Below are 23,244 nucleotides of genomic sequence, written 5' to 3' on the forward strand. Positions count from 1 at the left end.
CCGAGGACGCCGATATCGTCACGGGCGCCCAGGTCTTTGTCGAGGCCTGCCGGCGCCTGCTGGCGGAATGATCATCGCTGGCGCTGCCTCGAGTCCGGCTCAGTGACGCCGGCCCCAATGGATCGCCGCCCAGATGCGCTCGTGCAGGTAATACCATGCGATCTTGGTGATGATCTCGAGGCCGGCGATCGAGCCGGCGATTTCGACTCTGCCCGTCAAGAGCCAGCTGATCGCAAACGTGTCGAGCGTTCCCAGGGTGCGCCAACTGACAGCCTTGAGAACCGACCGCGTATGTGTCTCTGCTCCGCGAAGTAGAACCACCCGGCGCGCCTCCATCTCGTCGACGATAGAACTTATCGTGCGGCCGCCAGCTATTTGCAGCCGCAGCATGTCGGAAACACCAATACATGGCCTGTGGTTGTATGCAATTTGCGCGAAGAAGCGCAGCAATCTCGTTGATTTGTTTCAAAAATCGTAGAACGATGACATTCCTCGCCAGGTTCCATCGGCGGAATAAGGGGCTGAAATGAAATCCTTCGCCGTTCTCGTCGCGAATTGCGTGCTGTGCGGGACCGCAATCGCACAGACACCGGATTGCAAGTCAGTCTCGAATCCGGACGCGAGGCTCGCCTGCTATGACAAGGCCGCCGCGCCGGCCACGGCATCCGCAACCGCCAAGCCGCGGCTGCGCGCGGTTCCGCCTTCGAAAGTCGATGCTACAAAATATGTGGATTCAATCAGTACCGAAGAGGCGCGCGTGAATGCGCGACTGAAAAATATCTGCCACGGCTGTTGAGCGGCCCGGCCCGGCCGAGCTGGTTCGGGCACCGCCCGCCCGCGACTTGCCGCCGCACCATACGTCTGCAACAGTAGATAACCGAGAAATAATGGCATATCTGCCGCCCCAATGAATCTTCTCGCCTCCCTTCCGACCGCGATCGGAACAGCCGCGGTGGCGCCGGCGCTGCTGATATTGTGGCTCGTGATCGCCGCCGGCGAGCGCCCCGGGCCGCCCGCCAAGGTTTGGACCGCGTTCTTCCTCGGCGCCGCCAGCATTTCTCTGCTCGGCCTGGCGCGGGCGCCGTTCGCCAAGATCCTCGCAGCCCCCGAAAATCCCTGGGTCGCGCAGATCCTGCATTCGGTATTCGGGGTGGCGCTGCCTGAGGAGGCCGTCAAAATTCTCGTCATCGTCGCGGTCTCGGCGCGACGGCGGTCGTTCGCGGACCCGATGGACACGGTGGTCTATGGCGCGGCGGCGGGACTCGGCTTCGCGGCCTACGAAAACCTCGCTTATCTCGTGCAGCACGCGGAGATGTGGCGATCGCTGGCCGCGTTGCGCAGCGTCCTGACCGTGCCGTTCCACGGCGCGCTCGGCGTCATCGCCGGCGCCTATCTCGCGCTCGGCCGATCCGGCACGGCGCTTGGCGCGCATCGTCATCATCGCGACTGGGCCCGGACCTCGAGCCGCGTTCTGATGTTGTTGGGACCGGTGGCGCTGCATTCGGGTTTTGATTTCCCGCTGCTGACGTTGCAGCAGAACTCCGATATCGGTTCAAACACAAGGCTGATGCTGGGAATGGTCAGCGTGCTGATCGGATTCTCATCGATCGCCTTCGCCGTGCGCCTGGTGCGACGGGTCGGCCGCCATCAGGCCCCGCGCACCGACATCGCCCGCGCGCGGCTGACCCAGTTGCGGCGGATGTGGGCGCTTCTGGTGGCCGGCGGCGGCGCCGGATTTATCGGGCTGACTTTCGTGCTGACCTCGATTCACCACTGGCTGGTCAATCCCGAACGCAACGTGGCGCTCATTCTCGTTCCGATCGGCCTTACTTCCATCCTGGTCGGCAGCGCGCTGTTGCTGGTGACCACGGCGATCTACATTCTCGGTCGCAACCGGATACGCACCACGGCCTCGGGCTTTTCATCCGCGCCGGGTCAGGGCTAGAGACTTTCCAATTCGATCAGAATCGAAATGGAAAGGTTCCGGATTGCTGGTTTGACGTGCTTTCCCGACAAAACGCTCCTTGATGCGCACCCCACCTGCGAACAAAGTTAGCCTTGCGGGGTCGGCGCACGCTATATTGCGGCGTCACGTCAGGGCGTTATGCTGCGTTACCGGCATCGGGAGACTTTCAATGACCCTTCCCCAGGACATCACCAGGCTACAAACCGAAATGCGCGCCGCGGTGCACGAGCATTGGAAGGCTTTCCTGATCGAAGGCATCCTGCTCGCCGTCCTCGGCCCCGCGGCGATGATCGCGCCGTTGATCGCGAGCCTCGCCTTCACGATCTTCCTGGGCTGGATGTTCCTGATCTCAGGCGTCGCGGGACTGGCGATGACGTTCTGGGCACGGCAAATGCCGGGCTTCTGGTGGTCGCTGTTCTCCGCCGCGCTCGCCGTCGGCGCCGGCCTCATCCTGCTGACCAGGCCCGCGCAGGGCGTGCTCACGTTGACGATCGTGATCGGCGCCTATTTCCTGGCCGAAGGCGTCGCGACCATCATGTATGCGCTGGAGCATCGCCGCGAACTGTCCGAGCGCTGGAGCTGGATGCTGTTCTCCGGGATACTGGACATCCTGATATCGGCGATGATCATCACCGGGCTTCCGGGCTCGGCCGAATGGGCGATCGGCCTTCTGGTCGGCATCAATTTGTTGTTCGGCGGCGCGTCGCTGATCGGCGTGGCGCTCGCCGCACGCAAGGCTTGAACCGGGCGGCCGGCCCGATTTCAGGGATGACAAGCCGGAATGTGTGCGCTATAGAGGCGCCATGATCACCGTCGCCACCAGCTATTTTTGGTATTTCAGCTTCGACAGCTCGCTGGCGGCGGGAGGATCGCGCTCAATCTGAAAAATTGCAGCAGGAAGTCCGAACAGCCGCCAGACCTGGCGGCTTTTTTTTGGCCGGCAGGTTCTCGAAAACAGGAGCCACCGCCGTGTTGAGCACCACCGACGATCTTCGAATAAAAGAACTGAAAGAGCTGAGTACCCCGGACGAGGTGATGCGCGAAATACCTCGCACCCTGACCGCGACCCGTGTCGTGATGGCAGCGCGTAACGCCGTCAAATCGATCCTCAACGGAACGGACGATCGCCTTCTCGTCATCGTCGGTCCCTGCTCCGTCCATGATTCCATCGCGGCCCTGGACTACGCCGAGCGCCTCGTCGCCTTGCGCGAACGGCTGGCCGACCGGCTCGAGATCGTCATGCGCGTCTATTTCGAGAAGCCGCGCACGACGGTGGGGTGGAAGGGACTGATCAACGATCCGGACCTCGACGGCAGCTTCAACATCAACAAGGGCCTGCGTCTTGCCCGAAACGTGCTTTCGGCCGTGAACAATCTCGGTCTGCCGGCCGGGACCGAGTTCCTCGATCTCACGACCCCGCAATACATCGCCGATCTCGTGGCGTGGGCGGCTATCGGCGCGCGTACGACGGAGAGCCAAATTCATCGCGAGCTCGCTTCCGGACTGTCTTGCCCGGTCGGATTCAAGAACGGGACCGACGGCAATGTGCGCATCGCCGCCGATGCGGTGAAGTCGGCATCGCATCCGCACCATTTCATGGCGGTCACGAAGGGCGGACGTTCGGCGATCGCAGCGACGACCGGCAACGCGGATTGCCACATCATTCTGCGTGGCGGCAGCCAACCGAACTATGACGGGGCAAGCGTTGATTCCGCCGCGGCCGAACTGGCCTGTTCAGGCGTGGATCAGCGAGTCATGATCGACGCCAGTCACGCCAACAGCAGCAAGAAGCCGGAGAACCAGCCAAAGGTGGTGGCCGATATCGCCCGCCAGATATCCGGCGGCGAGCCGCGCATCATGGGCGTCATGATCGAGAGTAATCTGGTCGCGGGCCGCCAGGAAGTGCTGCCGGGCACGGCGCTGACCTATGGGCAGAGCATTACCGATGGCTGCATCGACTGGGAGACGACCGTGCCGGCACTGAACCTGCTGGCCGATGCCGTTGCGGCGCGACGGGACGGGCAGCGTGGCAAATTCCGGGAACGTTCGGCTTGAGCTGTTGTCTTCGCCTTCTCTTTGAGCGAACCGCCCCGCATCACGTGCGGAGGCAGGCTGTCGCTTGAGAACGCTCGGGCTGTTAACCCAGCGGTGCCGAGCGGGTGCCCTGATGCCGCCGGCGTTCTCTAGCAGCCTCGGCAGATGCTCTTGATCTTGCGGTCGAGGGCCTGGTCTTCCTTGTTCGCCGGATTATTCGGATCGCTCAGGTTCTTCTCCGAGGGCAGCTGGTCGGCGCGCGGTTGCCGGTGCCCAATCGGGGCCTCGCGACCGGGCGCGGGCTGGTTTGCAGCGCCCGGCGAGCCGGCGCCGCCTCCAGTCTGCGCCAACGCGGCCGGGCCGCCGATCAGGAACAGGAGCGCCATTGTCGCGATCAATCTTGTCGCAATTTTTCTCTTGGGCATTTCTTTCATCTTGCTCCTCCCAGGCTTCCGGCGGGTCGGCGCTTCGCTTCCCTGACCTGTCATCTGTCAATCATGGCTTCGGAGGGTAGAGATGAACGTCGCCGCAATAGTCGACGATACGATAGCGCGTTTCCGCAGTCACTTCACGCTCCCCCGGAAAAGAATTTGCCGGGGACAGATAGGAGGGGCCGACCGGCGACTTCCCATGGCCGCCGGGAATGTCGAGCACGTAGTCCGGCTGGCATAATCCGGAGACCCGCCCCCGCAGGCTTCGCATCAGCTCCTGACCGTGCTCGAGCGTGGTGCGCAGATGCGCCGTGCCGGGCGCGAGATCGCCGTGATGAAGGTAATAGGGTTTGATGCGGCATTCGACGAAGGCCCGCATCAGGGCTTCCAGCGCCGCCGCATTGTCGTTGACGCCGCGCAGCAGCACCGACTGGCTGACCATCGGGATGCCCGCATCGACGATATCGGCGCAGGCGGCACGGGCCTTGCCGATCAATTCCCGGGCATGGTTGGCGTGCAACGCAACCCAGGTGGTTGCGCCCTCGACCTTCAAGGCTTCGATCATCTCGGCGCTGATGCGCGCAGGTTCGGCGACCGGCACACGGGTGTGAAGCCGGATGATCCTGACGTGATCGATGCCGGCGAGGTCGGCCATGATCTCGCCGAGTCGCCGCGGCGACAGCATCAGGGGATCGCCGCCAGTCAGGATGACTTCCCAGATTTCCGGATGCGCGCGGATATAGGCAAGCGCATTATCGTACGCGCCCTGCGAGAGCGCGGTCCCCTTGCCCGGACCGACCATTTCGCGGCGGAAACAGAACCGGCAATAGACCGCGCAGACCTGCACCAGCTTAAACAGCACCCGATCGGGGTAGCGATGCACGATGCCCGAGACCGGAGAATGCGGGTAATCGCCGATCGGATCGGCGTTCTCGCCCTCCCCGGTCACCAATTCCGCGGCGCTTGGAATGAACTGCCGCGCAATCGGATCGTTGGGATCGTCGGGGTCGATCAGCGCGGCGATGGCCGGCGTCACCGCGATCGCATAGCGCGCCGCGACCTTTTCCAGATCGGGAAGATCGGCGACGGACGCAAGGCCGTGCGCCACCAGTTCGGTGGGGTCACGCAACGCCGCAGTCGGCTTGAAACTGACATGACTCTTGTTGAAATCGATATTGCTCATGCATCACCCGCGGGCGGCGTCCACACCACCTGATCGATCCTGATTGCGCCGCTGGCCAGCATCACCAGCCGGTCGAAGCCGAGCGCGACGCCGCTCGCCTCCGGCATTGCCGCGACCGCGGCGAGAAACTCCTCGTCGAGCGGGTAGCGCTCGCCGTAGCGCCGCTGCTTTTCGTCCATCGCCTCCATGAAGCGAAGCCGCTGTTCGCGCGCGTCGGTCAGTTCGCCAAACCCGTTCGCAAGCTCGACACCGCAGGCATAGATCTCAAAACGTTCGGCGACGCGCGGGTCGGACGGCTTCGCGCGCGCCAGCGCCGCTTCCGGAACCGGATAGTCGAACAATATCGTCAAACGCCCTTGCCCCAGCTTCGGTTCGACATGCGCGACCAGCACCTTGCTGAAGATATCCGACCAGGTGTCGTCATCGCTGACCCGTACCCTTTGCTCCGCCGCGGAGGCCAGCCGCGCACGGTCGCCTTTGCCATCCACAACCGTGCCAAGCAAGTCAATTCCGGCGAAGCGCTCGAAAGCGGTAGCGACGGTCAACAGTTCCGGCTCGGCAAACGGATCGGCGGTCCGGCCGCGAAAGGAAAATTGCCCGATGCCGGTTGCCTGCGCGGCATGGGCAATGACGACGACGCTGTCGGTCATGACGGCATCATAGCCCGCGCCGGCGCGGTACCATTCCAACATGGTGAACTCGGGCAGATGCAGGTCGCCGCGTTCGCGGTCGCGAAACACCCGCGCAAACTCGAAGATCTGCGGCTCGCCCGCCGCCAGCAGTTTCTTGGCGGCGAATTCCGGCGAGGTCCGCAAATAGCGCGTCGCACGGCTCCCGTCGGCGCGCCTGAGCTCGGTGCACGGCGCATGCAGGTGAATCTCGTTCCCCGGCGAAACCTGCAAAATCCCGGTTTCGACCTCTAAAAACCCCTGCTCGTCGAACCATGCCCTGATTGCCCTGGTAACCGCGGCCCTCGCCATCAGAAACGGCCTGATATCGGCGTGCCGCGCAGGTGCCCACCATGGCGACGGCGCGTCGGTGGTCTTGCCTATGGGGCTCTCGGTCATCTCTGGCATTTCTGTTGCTGTGTCATCCGCCTGCCGGCCTGAACCACCGGCGCCATTTCGATGACTAACCGTGAGCCCGGAATCAAGTCATGTTCGATCAAAGACCACTCCGAATATGGATTCTGCTGCTGCTTGGCATCGCGGCGCCGGCTCGTGCCGACGGTCGCGGGGCCGGTTTTCAAGCTCCGCGCCGAATACCGTCTTGTATCGCCCGACCAAACCTCGCGCGTGGCACAGTATTCCAAAGACCTGAAAGATGAGGGACTTCTTTACCAATTCTGGACCTTCAAGGGCGCATCGGCATGGATTTCTTCTGAATCCCGGCGAGGGCAACGATGTTGCGGGTTATCCGGCCGGATTTTGATTTAGCCCTGACAGCCAATGGCTGGTGCGAATGCAAAGCTGGGAGCGGGTTACGCCACACTCTTTCTGCACCATAGGAAGGGGTACCAATTCTTGCCCGCGACCACAAAGCCCCTTGGAGACCTGGCCCGGGATTATTTTTTCAATTCGGCGGCGTCAAAAGCGATGCATCGGGACCCGAAGGACCGGGATTCGCTGGACCAATGCGCAAGCGATCCAAAGCCCGCAAAACGCTGGCATCCACCGGCAAAATCAGTATGTTGCAGCCCGAAACCGCTTCGCCGGCCTCGGGATGCCCATATCCTGATCGGTCCCGGGCCAGAACATCAGGAAAACAGCTTTGAAAGTCATCGCCAGTTCTATTCGCAAGGGCAACGTCATCGAGCAAGACGGCAAGCTTTACGTGGTCCTGACCGCCGAAAACATCCATCCGGGCAAGGGAACGCCGGTCAGCCAGATCGAAATGCGCCGGATCAGCGACGGGGTGAAGATTTCCGAGCGCTACAAGACCACGGACCAGGTTGAGAAGGCGACTATCGAGGATCACAATTTCAACTATCTCTACGAGGATGCCGATGGCTTCCATTTCATGAACACCGAAACCTACGATCAGGTGATGGTGCCGAAGGATGTCATCGGCTCGGCCGCGCCCTATCTGCAGGAAAACATGCAGGTGAAGCTGTCGCTTCACGGCGTGCTTCCCGTGGCGATCCAGATGCCGCAACGCGCGACGCTGGAAGTCGTGGACACCGAACCGGTCACCAAGGGCCAGACCGCATCGTCTTCCTACAAGCCAGCGATCCTCTCCAACGGCGTACGTACCGCCGTGCCGCCGCACATCGGCGTCGGAACGCGAATTGTGATCATGACCGAAGACGGCTCTTACGTCGAACGCGCAAAGGACTAAGATCGCGGGGTTGATTGGCGCCGGGGGGCGACGAATTGGGTACGAGAGCGAGAGCTGTCCGGTCCGTCGCACTGCTGGCATCTTTCTTTTTGGTCATCGCGGGCACCGCTGCGCCTGCCGCCGATGAATTCAGGACGCCCGCGATCTCGGCGGTCCGGGTCGATTGGCGCGCTGCGCTCGATCAACTGCGGTCGGAGATCGATACCCGGCCCGCCGGGGTGCCCGCCTTTACGTTGACCCGCCGCTACCGGCTGCCCACGTCCGATCCGCGTTCGATGCCGGCGCTGCTGCAGTTGAACGCGGTGACCGCGCCAATCTTTACCGGCATCGGGCGCAGCCCTGTGCCGGTGCTTCTGCCCTTCGACACCGCTGCGTTCCTGGACGCCCGGTCGAACGGCGCGCCGGCCAGCCTCTCGCTGTCGCGTTATCAGGCCGACTTCCGCGCCGCCGATATGTTTGACGCCGGGCCCGCCGGCTATAGCGCGGTGTTTTCGCTGGAGCCCGGCGCCGGCGATGGCATGCCGCAACGAACCTTTGCCAGGCCGGTCGAGGTCCAGATCACCGGCTCGATTCTGATCTACGACATCGACGATCCCTTCGGCGGCAAGGGTGAACCGGTCAAGGCATTGTCGGTGCAGTTCCCCGACCTGCGCCGCTTCATCCGGGAAGGCTTTGTGCGCTACGCCTTCACCCGCTTCGGCGTTCCCTATGTGGTGTCCATCCAGTGCCTCGACTCGACGCCGCGGGCGCGGCGGCTCGCCTGCCGCGAGGCTTATCCCGTCGCCGAGCGTTTCCTTAAAGCGCTGCATGTCGCCGGCGGCCTGCCCATGCGGCCAAGAACGGATCTTTCGGCCGTGATTTCCGGGCGGCCGGCGGAACGCTCGCCTGATTTCACCTATCGCCCGAGCGGCGATATCATCGCCAATTCAGGCTTGCGCAAACAAGGCGGCCGCGCCGATTTGATCGCCTATTCGCAAATTCGATTTCCGCTGGAAAGACCGATCGCTTTTGTCCATTCGCAGGAATTCAGGGGTCGCAGATCGAGCGACAAGCCGCCGGACGAACTGGCCGGCGCAAAAACCAGCTATCCCTGGCGGGACAATTTTTGCGAAGCCCGCAGCTTTAGTGTGGGCCAGTGCCCCGGCGGCTTTGGCCATCAGGGCGAGGATGTCCGTCCGGCGCCGTGTCCCGCGAATACCGAGGGCGCCGAACGCTGCGACCCCAAGCAGCAACCGCTGGTCGCCGTCCGCGACGGCGTCATCATCCGCGCGCCGAAGCAGCAGGCGGTCACGCTGCAGGTCAACACAAGCACCGAACACATCCGCTTTCGCTATATGCACATGAATCCGGCCGCGCTCGATGCCGACGGCGTGCTGAACGGCCGCAGCGTGGACGAGGGCGAAAAGATCGGCGTGGTATCGAACTATCTCGACCATCCCAATGGCACCAGCCGGCACCTGCATTTCGACGTGCAGGTGTTCACGCGCGACGGGTGGATCTGGGTCAATCCCTACGTCACGCTGATTTCGGCCTATGAGCGCCTGATCCGCGGGCGCGGCCGCGAGATCGGGCCGCAAGTCGCCGCCGCGCCGACCGTGGCGCATGCGCTGCCGGAGGACGCCGCCTCCCACAGCACGACGGAAAGCGGCGATAACTAAAGCGTTTTCAAGCGAAGTGGATACCGTTCCGCGTAAAGAAAACGCGTCAATAAAAACTAGAGCTTCGTTTCTGATTTAGTCAGAATCGAGACTCTAATCGCTACGACGCCGCCGCCGCAACCGCCTCTTGCCGCGCCGCCGGGGTCCAGCGATAGCCCGCGCCGAACCGGTTCCAGACATTGATCGAAGCGATCGCCGACGTGAGGTAGAGCAGTTCCTTCTCGGAAAACGCCGCACGCGCCCCTGCATAGACCTCATCGCTGACGCCGCCCGGCAACAAGGTCAGCGCCTCGGTCCACGCCAGCGCCGCCCGTTCGCGCGGCGAAAACAGCGGCGCCTCGCGCCAGACCACCAGGAGGTTGAGCTTGTCGACGGGAATGCCGAGGCTCTCGCCCAGCAGGATGTGATGCTGCACGCAGAACGCGCAGCCGTTGATCTGCGAGGCGCGCAGCTTGATCAGTTCCAGCAACTGCTTGTCGATGCCGGCCTTGGCGGCGATCTTGCCAAGCGCCAGAACGGTATCATAAGCGTCCGGCGCCAGCGCCTTGAACTCTTCGTACTGACTGCGGGCATGTGACACGTTCATCACCTCCTATTATAAGTGTTCTGACAAATTATAAGGGCACGTATATCATGTGCAAGATTGAACCTTCGATGGGACGAAATCGGGTTTGCCTCGAAGAGCGGAGAACCGTAAAACAAGCACGATGCGAAAATCGGCGCCCGTGAAAAAATCCTCCCGAACCCGGAAAAAATCCACCGGAAATCCCGATCGCGCCGGCGTCCGCCCGCCACCGCCGGGCCATGGCAAGCGCGGCGAAAAAGGCTACCTCGCCTATTTGCTGCGGCAGGCCCAGGCCGCCGCACGGCTGACCCTGGAACGGGCGCTCGCCGATCTCGGCGTCACGCCGCCGCAGTTCGTCGTGCTGACCATGCTGAAGGCCTATCCCGGCCTGTCTGGCGCGGACCTCGCCCGGGTGTCGCTTTTGACCCCGCAGACTGTCGGCGTCATCATCCGCAACCTTGAACGATCCGGCGCGATCCGGAAGACGCCGCACCCGGTTCACGGCCGCTTGTTGCAGTGGACGCTGACCCGCCGCGGCCTGACCTTGCTTGATAAATGCCGGCGGCACGCGATGGCGCTGGAACGGCGGTTGATAGCGGGGCTGAGCGCCACGGCTGAGGTCACGGTGCGGCGCTGGCTGTCCAAGATCGCCGCGGAGCTGCAGCGGGACGGCTAGTTGCCGCAGTGAAGGGCACTGCCGCGCCATCGCCTGCGCCGCTACACTGCTCCAATGAAACAGCCTGATTCCCTGAACCGACCGACGCGCCGCACCCTGCTGAGATCCGGCCTCGCGGCCGGCGCCCTGCTGGCGTCTCCCCTCGGCGCGCTTGCTGCGGCACCGCTTGGCTTCGATCGATGGCGCGACGGCTTTCGTGCGACGGCGATGGCAAAGGGCATTTCCGAGGCGACCTGGAACCGCGTCATGGGCCATGTTGAACCCGACATGTCCGTGTTCAATCAGATTGGGAACCAGCCGGAGTTTTCCGAGGAAATCTGGCAATACGTCAATCGCCGCGTCTCGGACTGGCGCATCATCGCCGGCAAGGAAGCCCTTCGGAAACACGAGGCGCTGTTTGCACGGATTGAAAAGGATTACGGTGTCGAGCGCGGCACGCTGCTGGCGCTCTGGGGCGTCGAATCCGCCTTCGGCGATCCCCTGGTGCAGCAGAACCACATGCGCCCGGTGTTTCCGTCGCTGGCGGCGCTCGCCTGGAATGCACCGCGCCGCAAGGCCTATTGGAAGAGCGAGCTGATCAACGCCTTGCGGATCGTCGAGCGCGGCTGGAGCACGCCGGAGGAGATGCGGGGGTCGTGGGCCGGCGCGATGGGACATACCCAGTGGATGCCGGAAGTCTGGCTCAATGTCGGTATCGATTACGACCATGACGGCCGGGTGTCGCCGTTCGGTAAGCCTGACGATGCCCTCGGGTCCACTGCGCGCTACCTGGTCGACCGCGGAAAATATCACCGCGGCGAACATTGGGGTTATGAGGTCCGCGCGCCGGGCAGCGCCTCCAGCGGCAATCGCAGCTACGCGGCATGGGCGAGCGCCGGCGTCTCGCGCGCCGACGGCCAGCCGTTCCTGCAGCCCAATGCCAGCGCGAAGCTGTGGATTCCGGTGCAAGGCGGTCCGGCCTTCTTGCTGGGGCCTAATTTCTATTCCGTGCGCAGCTACAATCCGTCGATGAATTACGCGCTGGCGATCTGCCATCTCGGCGACCGCATATTGGGCGCGCCGCCCTTCCTCCAGCCGTTCCCGGGCTCCGAGCGCGCGCTGACGCTCGCCGAAGTGCAGGAAATGCAGGTCCGATTGACCAGAGCGGGCTTCGACACCGGCGGCACCGACGGCCGCGTCGGCAACGACACCATGAAGGCGGTCAGGGATTATCAGGTAAGGATGGGGCTCGAGCCCGCCGACGGCTATGGCGGGCTGAAGGTGCTGGCGCGGTTGCGGCAGGGAGGCTAGCTGCGCCGCCCGTCATTACGAGCCAACGGGCCGCCGCACAGCCCCGCCCGCGTTCATGCCGCCATCGATGACCAGCTCAGTTCCGGTCACGTAGCTGGATGCATCGGAGGCCAGATACAGGACGCCTTGCGCGATTTCCGAAGCGTGACCGGCGCGCGCGAGCGGGGTGGCCAGTTTCGCGCGTTCCTCGGGATCGATCGGCGCGTTCTGTCCGCGTCCCGCCGCTTCCGTTGGAATCTTGCCCCAGATCGGTGTGTCGATGATCCCCGGATGGACCGAGTTGACCCGGATGCCGTCGCCGGCGGACGCACATTCCATCGCGATCGCTTTCGCGAACAGCCGGACCCCGCCCTTGGTCGCGCAATAGCCGGAAAGGCCGGGCGCGCCGCGCAGCCCCGCGAGCGACGACATCATGATGATCGAACCGCCGCCGCCGCTCCGGCGCATCGCCGGCAGGCAGTGCTTTACCGAGAGAAATACGCCGTCGAGATTGATCGCGGTCTGCCGACGCCAGTCTTCCAGCGACATATCCGTGATCGACGGCACGGCTATACCGATGCCGGCATTCGAAATGAGGATGTCGAGCCGGCCGTAGCGCTTTTCCACCTCCGCCACCACTTCCACCCAGCGCGCCTCGCTGGTCACGTCCTGATGCAGAAACATCGCGTCGTGACCTGCTTTCTTGATGCCGGCGACCAGTTCGGGTCCCCCGAGCTCGTCGATATCGGTCACCGCAACAGCGGCGCCCTCGCTTGCCAATAGTTCGGCGCACGCTGCGCCGATGCCGGATGCGCCGCCCGTGACCAATGCGACTTTGCCTTGAACCTGCCCTGTCATTTGCGCTCCCAACCCGTCTTTCCAAGATCTATCTTATGATCGCTGGTCCCAAATCCGGTACCGCGACGTCGAGCACGCGCAACTGCACGCGCTCGTTGCCCTGCCAGCGATCGACCGCGAGCGATCCCGCGACATGCAAGGGTTGTCCGCGATTCTGGATCAGCGCGTTGCCGAGTTTTTGCCCGATCGAGCGAAACGCGATGCCGTTGACGATGGCGCCATCGCCGGATTTGAAGCGGACGCGCAGATGCGCCTGCCCGACTTCATCGGCATAGACCAGCTGATGCGACGGCAGCGCGATGACGGGCTCGGGATTGCCGCTGCCGAAGGGACCGGCGCGATTGAGCGTCGCGGCCAGTTCCGGCGTCACCGCGCGCGCGCTGACCGCACCGTCGATGAAGAGCTCGTTGACATGGCGCGAGGCCGCCACGTCGGCGGCCAGCGCGCTTTCCATATAGGCGCGGAACTCCGCCAGTTTCTCCTTGCGCAAGGTGACGCCGGCGGCCATGGCGTGCCCGCCGCCCTTCAGCAGCAAGCCGTCCTTCACCGCCTGCCGCACCGCCTTGCCGAGGTCGACGCCACCGATCGAGCGCCCCGAGCCGGTGCCGATGCCGCCCGGCTCCAGCGCAATCGCAAAGGCTGGCCGCGAGAATTTTTCCTTCAGCCGCGAGGCAACCAGGCCGACCACGCCGGGATGCCAGCCTTCCGACGCCGTGACGATCACGGACCCCTTGTCTTCCAGCCCGAGCGAAGCCAGCGCCTCGGCTTCGGCCTGCGCCTCCGCCATCTGCTCGATGACGCGGCGTTCGCCATTCAGCCGGTCCAGTTCGGCGGCGATCCCAGCTGCTTCCGAGACGTCGCCTTCCAGCAACAACCGCACGCCGAGATCGGCGCGCCCGATCCGGCCGCCCGCATTGATGCGCGGCCCCAGCATGAAGCCGAGATGCCAGGCCTCGGGCGGGCCATTCAGCCGCGATACGTCCATCAGCGCGGTGTGGCCGACATGATCGCGGCGCCGCATCGCGATCAGGCCTTTCGCGACGAAGGCCCTGTTCAGCCCTACAAGCGGCGCGACGTCGGCGACAGTGCCGAGCGCCACGTGATGCAGCATGCCCAGGAGATCCGGCTCTGGCATTTCGGCGGACCAGAAGCCCCGCGCGCGCAGTTCGCGATTGACTGCAACCAGGGTGACCAGCACCAGACCCACGGCGGCGAGATGGCCGAGGCCGGAAAGGTCATCGGGCCGGTTCGGATTCACCAGCGCATCGACCTCGGGCAATTCGTCGCCGCATTGGTGATGATCGATGACGACGACCGACATCCCAAGCCGCCGCGCTTCCTTTAGCGGCTCGAGGCTGGTGGTGCCGCAATCCACCGTCACCAGCAGTGTCGCGCCCTTGCCAGCGAGCATGTTGATGGCCTCGACATTGGGGCCGTAGCCTTCAAAAATCCGGTCGGGAATGTGGATCAGCGGATCGAGTCCGCAATGGCGCAGGTGCCAGGCTAGCAGCGCCGCCGAGGTGGCGCCATCGACGTCGTAATCACCGAAGATCGCGACTTTTTCGCCGCGCGTCGCCGCATCCCCGATCCGCTTCGCGGCGGCCTCCATCTGCGTCACGGTGTAGGGATCCGGCATCAATTTGCGGATCGTCGGGTCGAGAAAATCCTCGACCGCGTCGATCGCGACATCGCGCCCCGCCAGCACCCGCGCCAACATCTCCGGCAATTGATAGCGCTGCGCGATCGCCAGCGCGCGCGCTGCGCCGCGCGCGTCGAGCCGATCGCGCCACAGCTTCCCGGTCGCGGAATGCGACACGCCAAGGAACGCCAGGGGCGCTTCGACAGGCAGTGCGGATGCGGGAAGCGTCATGACACCTGCAGCAAATAGGCCAGATCGCCGCGGGTTCAATGATTCGTGGGCGCGGGTCCCGACTTATACCCGTCATCCCCCGATCGCGGGCGGCTGGTCGTGCCGCCTAGGAGGGACCATATGACAGGCTACGCGAAGCAATCGATAGCGCAGCAAGCAAGAAAGCTGGCTTGCTTCGTGGCTTCGCAATCCAGGATGACGGTAAGAGCGTTCCGTGTCGGCCTAGCAGCCCATCCGCTCGGCGATCCCGTTAAAATCCTTCGCCACGATATCCCAGTCGCCCTTGGCCTCGAAATCGTGCTTCTGCAAGGGTCCGTATTCGGTCGGGCGCGCGACGAAGGCGGTTTTCAGTCCCAGTTTCTGGGCGGCCTTCAGGTCGTGGTTGTGCGCGGCGACCATCATCACCTGTTCCGGCGGCAGGCAGAGCAGTTTTGCCGCGCCGAGATAGGTTTCGGGATCGGGTTTGTAATGCTCGAACAGTTCGGCCGACATCACGAGATCCCAGGGCAGCCCTGCGAACTTCGCCATGTTGGTTAAAAGCGCGACATTGCCGTTGGAGAGCGGCGAGATGATGTATTTTTTCTTGAGCCTCGTCAGGCCGGAAACGCTGTCGGGCCAGGGATGGAGCCGATGCCAGCCCAGAGTCAGATAATGCAGGTCGGCATGGTTCAAGCCGGAAATCCCGAGCTGCGCGACCAGCTTTTCCAGCGACTGCCGGTGCAATATGTCGAGAATGGTATAACCGCGTTCGGGGTGCTTTCGTACGTCGTCCATGGAAGCGGCGTAAACGGCGCGCCAGCCGTCGACCAGCGCGGTCCAGTCGGCCTTGATGCCGCGCTTCTCGCCCCATTTGGTGAAATCCGCGATCAGGCTGGTGCGCCAGTCGACCACGGTGCCGAACACATCGAACACCAGCGCCTTGACCGCGGAAATATCGGACATGTTGGCTCCCCTTGTTTCTTGTTGTCATCCTAGCATCGAACCCGGAATGACGATTCAAAACTTCTTGCGGTACTGCACGAAGCCCGGCCGTTCCGCGACCTGGTTATAGAGCTTTTGCGCGGTCTGGTTGGTTTCGTGCGTCATCCAGTAGAGGCGGCTGGCGCCGGCGTCGCGGGCGGCGGCCTCGACTGCCGCAATCAGCGCGCGCCCCGCGCCGCTGCCGCGGACCGACGGTTCGACGAAGAGGTCTTCGAGGTAACAGTAGCATACCGGCGCCCAGGTGGAGCGGTGCAGCAAATAGTGGGCAAGGCCGATCAATCGTCCGTCGCGCGCGGCAACCAAGGCGCCGAGACCTTCGAGCGGATCGAAGAACCGGCGCCACGTCGCATTGGTGACATCAGGGGCAAGCGTGGCCTGGTAGAAAGTCAGGTAGCCCTGCCACAACGGCTCCCAGGCGTCGCGGTCGCCCGGTCGCACGGGTCTGACGACGGTTTCGCCAGCCATGCCGCAGCCCTCAGTCGAGGTGAAACTTTTCGAGCTGGCGGTGTTCGGCCTTGATGTAGCGCACCGTGCCGGTGACCGAGCGCATCACCACGGTCTCGGTCTCGATGACATCCTTGCGGAATTTTACGCCCGAGAGCAGCGAGCCCGTGGTGACGCCCGTCGCCGCGAACAGGCAATCGCCCCTCGCCATGTCCTCGATGCCGTAGATCATGCGTGGATCGTTGACGCCCATTTTGCGGGCGCGCTCGCGCTTCTCCTCGGTGTCGAGGATCAGCCGGCACTGCATCTGGCCGCCGATGCAGCGCAGCGCCGCAGCTGCCAGCACGCCCTCGGGCGCGCCACCGGTGCCGATATACATGTCGACCCCGGTATTGTCGGGGTCTGCGCAATGGATGACGCCGGCGACGTCGCCGTCGGTAATGAGGCGGACCGCAGCCCCGGTCGAGCGAACGCCCTGGATGATATCCGAGTGGCGCGGGCGATCGAGCACCAGCACCGTGATGGCGGACGCATCGACCCCCTTGGCCTTGGCCAGCCGCCGCACATTGTCGGCAGGCGAAGCATCGAGCTCGACGACGCCCTTCTTGTAGCCGGGGCCGACCGCGATCTTCTGCATGTAGACGTCGGGCGCATGCAGCAGCGTGCCGCCGTCCGCCATCGCCATGGTCGCGATCGCGCCCGGCATGTTCTTGGCGCACAGCGTGGTCCCCTCGAGCGGATCGACGGCGATATCGACCTGCGGCCCGGCATTCATGCCGACCTTCTCGCCGATAAACAGCATCGGCGCTTCGTCGCGCTCGCCCTCACCGATGACAACGGTGCCTTCGATCGGCAGCTTGTTGAGTTCGCGGCGCATGGCGTCGACCGCGGCCTGGTCGGCGGCCTTCTCGTTGCCGTGGCCGCGCAGGCGCGCCGCCGACACCGCCGCGCGCTCCGTCACCCGCACGATTTCGAGCGTGAGAATGCGCTCCAGCAACAATTGCGGCGGAACGGAAATATGGGTCGACATCGGCAAACTCCCTAAGACTTCACGACGGGTATTTCAGCCCGCTACCAATCATTCGAAACGCGATCCGTTCGGAGCGCGTGCTAGTTCTTTTCGATCCGTATCACCTGCGGCCGGCCAGTGATCACCTTGTCGCGCTGCACCGCCTGCAGCGCGCGATAGACGGCGTCCTCGCTGGTCGCGTAGGTAATCAGGATGACGGGCACCGGCGAAGTCTTCCCCTTCGCGCTGGCGGCGTCAACGCCGTCCGGATGGCGCTGCACGATCGATTCGATGGAAATCTTCTGTTCCGCAAGACGCGTGGCGATCGTAGCGGCAGTTCCTGCCAAATCCCGCGCCATCAGGCGGATATAATAGCCGCCCTCATGGCGCTCCATCGGCGCCTTGCGCGTGTCGCGCAACTTGTCCACCGGACGCCCGAACGGCCTGGCGCGGATGCCGCGCGCGACGTCGGCGATATCGGCGACCACGGCCGACGCCGTCGCAGCCCCACCCGCGCCCGGGCCGACCAGCGTGATCGGCGGGATGCCGTCGCCGTCGATGGTCACGGCATTGGTGACGCCCATCACCTGCGCGATCGACGACGATTTCGGCACCATGGTCGGGTGCACGCGCTGTTCGATGCCTTTCGCGGTCCGCACCGCGACGCCGAGCAGCTTGACGCGATAACCGAGCTGTTCGGCGGCGCGCAGATCTTCCGGCGCGATCGAGGAGATGCCTTCGACATAGACAGCACTCTGCGCGACCTTGGTGCCGAAGGCGAGGCTCGCCAGGATGGCGAGCTTCTGCGCTGTGTCGTGGCCGTCGACGTCGAATGACGGATTGGCCTCGGCGTAACCGAGGCGCTGGGCGTCCTTCAGGCATTCGGCGAACGACAGGCCTTCCTGTTCCATCCGGGTCAGGATGTAATTGCAGGTGCCGTTGAGGATGCCGTAGACGCGGTTGATGTCGGTACCCGCCAGACCCTCGCGCAGGGTTTTGACTACCGGGATCGCCGCCCCGACCGCGGCCTCGAAATTCAGCGCCCCGCCGTACTTCTCCGCCAGCTTCGCCAGCCGGATCCCGTGCCTGGCGATCAGCGCCTTGTTGGCGGTGACCACAGACTTGCCGGATTTCAGCGCTGCCTCGATCGCCGACAGCGCGGGCTCGCCGGACCCGCCCATCAGTTCGACGAAGCAATCGATGCCGGGATCGCTGGCGAGCGCCAGCGGACTTTTCGCCCAGGCGATGCCGCGCAGGTCGAGGCTGCGCTTTTTCACCTTCGAGCGCGCGGTGACGGCGACGACCCGCACACCGCGTCCGCAGCGCGCCGACAAGGTTCGGCTCTGCTGCTCGATGACGCGGACCACTTCGGCGCCAACCGTGCCGAGCCCCGCAATACCCACTTTCAGGGGTGCGACCATGACGCAAAAGACCTGCCGGAGAGACTATGACCAGGCATGACCTGATCCGAAAACCGTCTCCATCCCCGGGTCAAGCCCGGGGACATGCTTTTCGGGATCATGCCTAACGCCGGTTGGCGAGAGGAACCACGTTGTGCAACGTTTCAATGCCGCTTTCAAGGAAGCGCCGCACGCCGCGGGCGGCCTGGCGGATCCGTTGCTCGTTTTCCACCATTGCGATCCGGACAAAGCCTTCGCCGTGCTCGCCAAAGGCGACCCCGGGCGAAACCACGACGCCGGACTTCTCCACCATCAGGGTCGCGAACTGCATGCTGCCCACGCCGCGGAAGGCGGGAGGCAGCGGCGCCCAGGCGAACATCGAGGCTTGCGGCGGGGGAATCTCCCACCCTGCCCGGCCGAACGATTCGACCAGCGCGTCGCGGCGCTTGCGGTAGGTATCGCGCATCTCGCGGATGCAATCGTCAGGACCGTTCAGCGCCGCGGTCGCCGCGACCTGGATCGGGGTGAACGCACCGTAATCGAGGTAGGATTTCACCCGCGCCAAAGCCGCGATGATGCGGTCGTTGCCGACGGCGAATCCCATGCGCCAGCCGGCCATCGAGAACGTCTTCGACATCGAGGTGAATTCCACGGTCACATCGATCGCGCCGGGAACCTGCAACACCGAGGGCGGCGGGTTGTTGTCGTCGAAATAGACCTCCGCATAGGCCAGATCCGACAGGATGAAGATCTCGTGCTTCTTCGCGAACGCCACCAGATCCTTGTAAAAATCGAGGCTCGCGACGTAGGCCGTCGGATTGGAGGGATAGCAAACCACGAGCGCGATAGGCTTCGGGATCGAATGGATGATGGCGCGTTCCACCGCCTCGAAGAATTGCGGCGTCGGCTCCGAGGGGACCGAGCGGATCACCCCGCCAGCCATCAGGAAGCCAAAGGCGTGGATGGGGTAGCTCGGATTCGGACACAGGATCACGTCGCCGGGCGCGGTGATCGCCTGCGCGACGTTGGCAAAACCCTCCTTCGAGCCCAGCGTCGCCACGATCTGGGTCTCCGGATTGAGCTTGACGCCGAAACGCCGGCCGTAATAGGCCGCCTGCGCCTTGCGCAGGCCGGTAATGCCGCGCGACGCCGAGTAGCGGTCCGTCCGCGGCTTGCCCAGGGTTTCCTTGAGCTTTTCGATGACATGGGGGGGCGTCGGCAGATCGGGATTGCCCATGCCGAGGTCGATGATGTCGGCGCCGGCATTCCGCGCGGCCGCCTTGGCCCGGTTGACCTGCTCGAATACGTAAGGCGGCAAGCGGCGGATGCGGTAAAATTCTTCCATGTGACCTCGCTCCGGCAACCGGCAGGGCAGAATCGCCGAACTCGTGCGTCTTGGAAACCGACTCGGCTTCGTCCAGAAATCACGCTAAATCAATGATTTAGGGCGAGTTCAGGTGCAAAATGAGTGTCTTCGACCTGATTTGCGGTTGAATTGGGGTTCTTTTACCACGGCCGCCCGGCTGCGCCAGTGTTGTCAGGTCACTTTGCGGCGGCGTCCTTGGCCGCTACCGAGGCTTGGCGGTCCCGCGCCGCCGCAAGTTCCTTCTCGATCTTGGCCCGTTCCGCCGGCGGGATCACCGCCTCTTCGCGGTCCGGCGGCAAATTATGAACCGGAAGGTAAGCGCCGGTATCTTTCGGACGCGCGGGCGCATCGGCAGGCGTCCCGACCAGCGGCATATCGGCGATCGAACTCGAGCAGCCGCCCAGCGCAAGCGCCGACAGCAGCGCTCCCAAGGCCAGCGCCCTCGTGTTTCGATCCATCGACATCGATTTCAGGAAGTCCCCACTTCACCGGTTCAGCTTTTGCAGTTCGGCTTTTGCAGCATCCTGACGCTTATTTCATCAACTATTGCTGCCGTTCAAACCATTGTCGCCCGAAACGATTAAAGCCCAAACAACAAATCGGAGCGCTGAGGCTTCAATATGGCCGAACCAAGAAACTTTGTCGCAGTGCAACACGCCCGCGTCAGCGATTAACTTCGCAGCCGCATTGTCGATCAACGCGGTGACGAACCGGAAATGAACCTATAGTGTTGCAGGCATGAGCGACGTCACGACTGAAACCCAGGTTGCAAGAAAATTCGACCCCGAAGCCTTCGCGATGAATCTCGCGCGGGCGATGGAGACGAGCGGTCAGGCGCTCGCCGCTTTTCTAAAGCCGCGCGAGAGCGGCGAAGTGCAGGACAAGCCGCCCAGCGAGCTCACCGAGGTGGTCAAGGCCTTCTCGGCGGTGGCGGAATATTGGCTGTCGGATAACGACCGGTCGGCGGATCTGCAGAAGAAGATCGCCAAGGCCTATCTCGATCTGTGGGGTTCGTCGGTGCGGCGTCTCGCCGGTGAACAGGCGCCACCGGCGATCGAGCCGTCGCCGCGCGACAAGCGCTTCAGCGATCCCGAGTGGAAGTCGAACCAGTTCTTCGATTTCGTGCTGCAGCTCTATCTGCTCACCACGCAATGGGCGCAGGACCTGGTGCGCAACGCCGATGGCGTTGATCCGCACACCCGCAAGAAGGCCGAATTCTACGTCCAGCAGATCACCAACGCGCTGGCGCCATCGAATTTCGTGCTTACCAATCCCGAAGTCCTGCGCGAGACGCTGGCGTCCAACGGCGACAACCTCGTGCGCGGCATGAAGATGCTGGCGGAGGATATCGAGGCCGGACGCGGCACGCTGCGGATCCGCCAGTCCGACCCGTCGAACCTCGTGGTCGGCGTCAATATGGCGACGACGCCGGGCAAGGTGATCTTCCAGAACGATTTGATGCAGTTGATCCAGTATACGCCGACGACGGAGAACGTGCTGCGCACGCCGCTCCTGATCGTGCCGCCATGGATCAACAAGTTCTATATTCTCGACCTCAAGCCGGAAAAATCCTTCATCAAGTGGTGCGTCGACCAGGGCATCACGGTGTTCGTGATTTCCTGGGTCAACCCGGACAAGAGCCTCGGGGGCAAGACCTTCGAAGACTACATGAAGGACGGCCCGCTGGCGGCGATGGACGCGATCGAGCGCGCCACCGGCGAGATGAAAGTCCACACCATGGGCTATTGCGTCGGCGGCACCCTGCTCGCCTCGACGCTGGCCTGGCTCGCGGAAAAGCGCCGCGTGCGCGTGACCTCGGCGACATTCCTGGCGGCGCAGGTCGATTTCACCCACGCCGGCGACCTGCTGGTGTTCGTCGACGAAGACCAGATCTCGGCGCTCGAGCGCGACATGCAGGAAACCGGCGTGCTCGAAGGCAGCAAGATGGCGATGGCGTTCAACATGCTGCGCTCGAACGATCTGATCTGGTCCTATGTCGTCAGCAACTACCTGAAGGGTCAACCGCCCTCCTCCTTCGACCTCCTGCACTGGAATTCGGACGCAACGCGGATGCCGGCGGCGAACCATTCCTATTACCTGCGCAACTGCTATCTGGAGAACCGGCTCTCCACCGGCAGCATGGTGCTGGACAATACGCTGCTCGACCTGTCGAAGGTGAAGGTGCCGGTCTACAATCTGGCGACGCGCGAGGACCACATCGCGCCCGCCGATTCCGTGCTTTACGGCTCGCAGTTCTTCGGCGGGCCGGTGAAATATGTGCTGTCCGGGTCCGGACATATCGCCGGCGTCGTCAACCCGCCAGCGTCGGGCAAGTACCAGTTCTGGACCAACGACAATATCAGGGACATTTCGCTTTCGGACTGGCTCAAGGCCGCCCAGGAACACAAGGGATCGTGGTGGCCCGACTGGCGTGAGTGGCTTGAAAGCATCGACGCCGAACAGGTGCCCGCACGCGCGGTCGGCACCGAGGCATTGCCGCCGATCGAAGACGCACCCGGCAGCTACGTCCGGGTCCGCGCCTAGCGCGACGCTGCGCGCAAAGTGGGAACCGGCTTTCCCTCCGGAACAAACGCGATGCGTTTGCCCGCCGCTCAAGCTCATATAAAAAAGGTACCGGCAGGGTCCGATTCAACGTAGTTGAGCCGGACTCTGGGCTATAACCGGCCGTCCCGCCGGGACGAGATTCAAAGACTCGAATTGAGGGGAAAAAACCGATGACGCGCGAATTATTCTGGCTGACGGCGACAGTCATTCTGACCGGCTTGCTGTGGATCCCCTACGTGCTCAACCGCTGTCAGGTTCGAGGCCTCTCCGGCGCGATGGCCAATCCGTCGCGCAACGACAAACCACATGCGGAATGGGCGACGCGGCTGATGTTCGCGCACGACAACGCAGTCGAGAACCTCGTCATCTTCGCGCCCCTGGTGCTGATCCTGGCGCAGATCGATTATTCGACGAAATGGACGGCGCTCGCCTGCGCCGTGTATTTCTGGTCCCGCGTCGCGCATCTGATCGTCTACACCCTGGGCCTGCCGGTGTTCCGTACCCTGGCCTTCACCGTCGGCTTCCTGGCGCAAGCCGTGCTGGCGCTGGCGATCTTCCAGATTCTCTAACCACTCTGCGTCGTGGCCGGGCTAGTCCCGGCCATCCACGCATTTTGTTTCCCACACTCACGG

General features: G+C 63.7%; 23 protein-coding genes. 10 read left to right on the plus strand and 13 right to left on the minus strand.

The features are described from left to right. Positions 1 to 99: 99 nt before the first annotated feature. On the minus strand, positions 100 to 390 hold the full coding sequence (locus QZ213_RS06540) for a DUF2061 domain-containing protein (protein WP_291685248.1): 291 nt from the start codon (positions 388 to 390) through the stop codon (positions 100 to 102). Between the two features lie 136 nt (positions 391 to 526). Here QZ213_RS06540 and QZ213_RS06545 point away from each other — a divergent pair, with 136 nt between their 5' ends. The 4 genes from QZ213_RS06545 to QZ213_RS06560 all read left to right on the plus strand — a co-directional run bounded on the left by QZ213_RS06545 (position 527) and on the right by QZ213_RS06560 (position 4,021). Further along, positions 527 to 796 (plus strand): hypothetical protein, encoded by a 270-nt coding sequence (locus QZ213_RS06545; RefSeq protein WP_291685249.1) that lies wholly within the window; start codon positions 527 to 529, stop codon positions 794 to 796. A 111-nt stretch (positions 797 to 907) separates the two neighbouring features. After that, complete coding sequence (locus tag QZ213_RS06550) at positions 908 to 1,945, plus strand: PrsW family glutamic-type intramembrane protease (RefSeq protein ID WP_291685250.1); 1,038 nt, start codon at positions 908 to 910, stop codon at positions 1,943 to 1,945. 190 nt (positions 1,946 to 2,135) lie between these two features. Beyond that, complete coding sequence (locus tag QZ213_RS06555; protein ID WP_291685251.1) at positions 2,136 to 2,708, plus strand: HdeD family acid-resistance protein; 573 nt, start codon at positions 2,136 to 2,138, stop codon at positions 2,706 to 2,708. A 227-nt stretch (positions 2,709 to 2,935) separates the two neighbouring features. Then, the gene (locus QZ213_RS06560; RefSeq protein ID WP_291685252.1) at positions 2,936 to 4,021 is read left to right on the plus strand and encodes a 3-deoxy-7-phosphoheptulonate synthase; all 1,086 of its coding nucleotides are present in this window, start codon (positions 2,936 to 2,938) and stop codon (positions 4,019 to 4,021) included. Positions 4,022 to 4,149: 128 nt separating this feature from the next. Here QZ213_RS06560 and QZ213_RS06565 read toward each other — a convergent pair whose 3' ends face one another. The 3 genes from QZ213_RS06565 to epmA form a co-directional block, all read right to left on the minus strand. Then, complete coding sequence (locus tag QZ213_RS06565; RefSeq protein WP_291685253.1) at positions 4,150 to 4,434, minus strand: hypothetical protein; 285 nt, start codon at positions 4,432 to 4,434, stop codon at positions 4,150 to 4,152. A gap of 61 nt (positions 4,435 to 4,495) precedes the next feature. Then, on the minus strand, positions 4,496 to 5,614 hold the full coding sequence (locus tag QZ213_RS06570; protein WP_291685254.1) for a lysine-2,3-aminomutase-like protein: 1,119 nt from the start codon (positions 5,612 to 5,614) through the stop codon (positions 4,496 to 4,498). After that, positions 5,611 to 6,681: an EF-P lysine aminoacylase EpmA gene (gene epmA / locus QZ213_RS06575; RefSeq protein ID WP_291685255.1), complete on the minus strand. Its 1,071-nt coding sequence runs from the start codon at positions 6,679 to 6,681 to the stop codon at positions 5,611 to 5,613. The genes QZ213_RS06570 and epmA overlap by 4 nt, the downstream gene beginning before the upstream one ends. A 703-nt stretch (positions 6,682 to 7,384) precedes the next feature. Here epmA and efp point away from each other — a divergent pair. Both efp and QZ213_RS06585 read left to right on the plus strand, forming a co-directional pair. Next, a complete protein-coding gene (gene efp, locus QZ213_RS06580; protein WP_291685256.1) occupies positions 7,385 to 7,951 on the plus strand; it encodes an elongation factor P in 567 nt (188 codons plus the stop codon). Between the two features lie 89 nt (positions 7,952 to 8,040). Then, positions 8,041 to 9,609, plus strand: coding sequence for a M23 family peptidase (locus QZ213_RS06585; RefSeq protein ID WP_291685257.1), 1,569 nt, complete (start codon positions 8,041 to 8,043; stop codon positions 9,607 to 9,609). A gap of 100 nt (positions 9,610 to 9,709) precedes the next feature. On the opposite strand, the gene QZ213_RS06590 is transcribed toward QZ213_RS06585, so the two are convergent. Beyond that, positions 9,710 to 10,189 carry a carboxymuconolactone decarboxylase family protein gene (locus QZ213_RS06590; RefSeq protein ID WP_291685258.1) on the minus strand — a complete coding sequence of 160 codons (480 nt, stop codon included), beginning with the start codon at positions 10,187 to 10,189 and terminating at the stop codon, positions 9,710 to 9,712. 127 nt (positions 10,190 to 10,316) lie between these two features. Between QZ213_RS06590 and QZ213_RS06595 the strand changes: the two genes are divergently transcribed. After that, a complete protein-coding gene (locus tag QZ213_RS06595; RefSeq protein ID WP_291685259.1) occupies positions 10,317 to 10,850 on the plus strand; it encodes a MarR family transcriptional regulator in 534 nt (177 codons plus the stop codon). Positions 10,851 to 10,904: 54 nt separating this feature from the next. Beyond that, positions 10,905 to 12,140: a lytic murein transglycosylase gene (locus QZ213_RS06600; RefSeq protein WP_291685260.1), complete on the plus strand. Its 1,236-nt coding sequence runs from the start codon at positions 10,905 to 10,907 to the stop codon at positions 12,138 to 12,140. A gap of 15 nt (positions 12,141 to 12,155) precedes the next feature. Here QZ213_RS06600 and QZ213_RS06605 read toward each other — a convergent pair whose 3' ends face one another. From QZ213_RS06605 to QZ213_RS06640, 8 genes are all read right to left on the minus strand, one after another. After that, entirely contained in the window at positions 12,156 to 12,977 is an 822-nt protein-coding gene (locus QZ213_RS06605; protein WP_291685261.1) for a glucose 1-dehydrogenase, read from the minus strand. Positions 12,978 to 13,005: 28 nt separating this feature from the next. Further along, on the minus strand, positions 13,006 to 14,847 hold the full coding sequence (recJ, locus tag QZ213_RS06610; RefSeq protein ID WP_291685262.1) for a single-stranded-DNA-specific exonuclease RecJ: 1,842 nt from the start codon (positions 14,845 to 14,847) through the stop codon (positions 13,006 to 13,008). A 222-nt stretch (positions 14,848 to 15,069) separates the two neighbouring features. Then, positions 15,070 to 15,789, minus strand: coding sequence for a haloacid dehalogenase type II (locus QZ213_RS06615; protein WP_291685263.1), 720 nt, complete (start codon positions 15,787 to 15,789; stop codon positions 15,070 to 15,072). Positions 15,790 to 15,843: 54 nt separating this feature from the next. After that, positions 15,844 to 16,293: a GNAT family N-acetyltransferase gene (locus tag QZ213_RS06620; protein ID WP_291685264.1), complete on the minus strand. Its 450-nt coding sequence runs from the start codon at positions 16,291 to 16,293 to the stop codon at positions 15,844 to 15,846. A 10-nt stretch (positions 16,294 to 16,303) separates the two neighbouring features. After that, positions 16,304 to 17,302, minus strand: a complete 999-nt coding sequence (glpX, locus tag QZ213_RS06625) for a class II fructose-bisphosphatase (RefSeq protein WP_291685265.1) — start codon at positions 17,300 to 17,302, stop codon at positions 16,304 to 16,306. 80 nt (positions 17,303 to 17,382) lie between these two features. After that, positions 17,383 to 18,702: a homoserine dehydrogenase gene (locus QZ213_RS06630; protein WP_291685266.1), complete on the minus strand. Its 1,320-nt coding sequence runs from the start codon at positions 18,700 to 18,702 to the stop codon at positions 17,383 to 17,385. A 103-nt stretch (positions 18,703 to 18,805) separates the two neighbouring features. Beyond that, complete coding sequence (locus QZ213_RS06635) at positions 18,806 to 20,026, minus strand: LL-diaminopimelate aminotransferase (protein ID WP_291685267.1); 1,221 nt, start codon at positions 20,024 to 20,026, stop codon at positions 18,806 to 18,808. 197 nt (positions 20,027 to 20,223) lie between these two features. Further along, complete coding sequence (locus QZ213_RS06640; RefSeq protein WP_291685268.1) at positions 20,224 to 20,511, minus strand: hypothetical protein; 288 nt, start codon at positions 20,509 to 20,511, stop codon at positions 20,224 to 20,226. Positions 20,512 to 20,785: 274 nt separating this feature from the next. On the opposite strand from QZ213_RS06640, the gene phaC reads away from it, so the two are divergent. Further along, the gene (gene phaC / locus QZ213_RS06645; protein ID WP_291685269.1) at positions 20,786 to 22,591 is read left to right on the plus strand and encodes a class I poly(R)-hydroxyalkanoic acid synthase; all 1,806 of its coding nucleotides are present in this window, start codon (positions 20,786 to 20,788) and stop codon (positions 22,589 to 22,591) included. A 191-nt stretch (positions 22,592 to 22,782) separates the two neighbouring features. Beyond that, positions 22,783 to 23,181: an MAPEG family protein gene (locus QZ213_RS06650; protein WP_291685270.1), complete on the plus strand. Its 399-nt coding sequence runs from the start codon at positions 22,783 to 22,785 to the stop codon at positions 23,179 to 23,181. Positions 23,182 to 23,244 lie beyond the last annotated feature (63 nt).

The organism is Bradyrhizobium sp. (assembly GCF_017881085.1).
Lineage (GTDB): Bacteria > Pseudomonadota > Alphaproteobacteria > Rhizobiales > Xanthobacteraceae > Bradyrhizobium.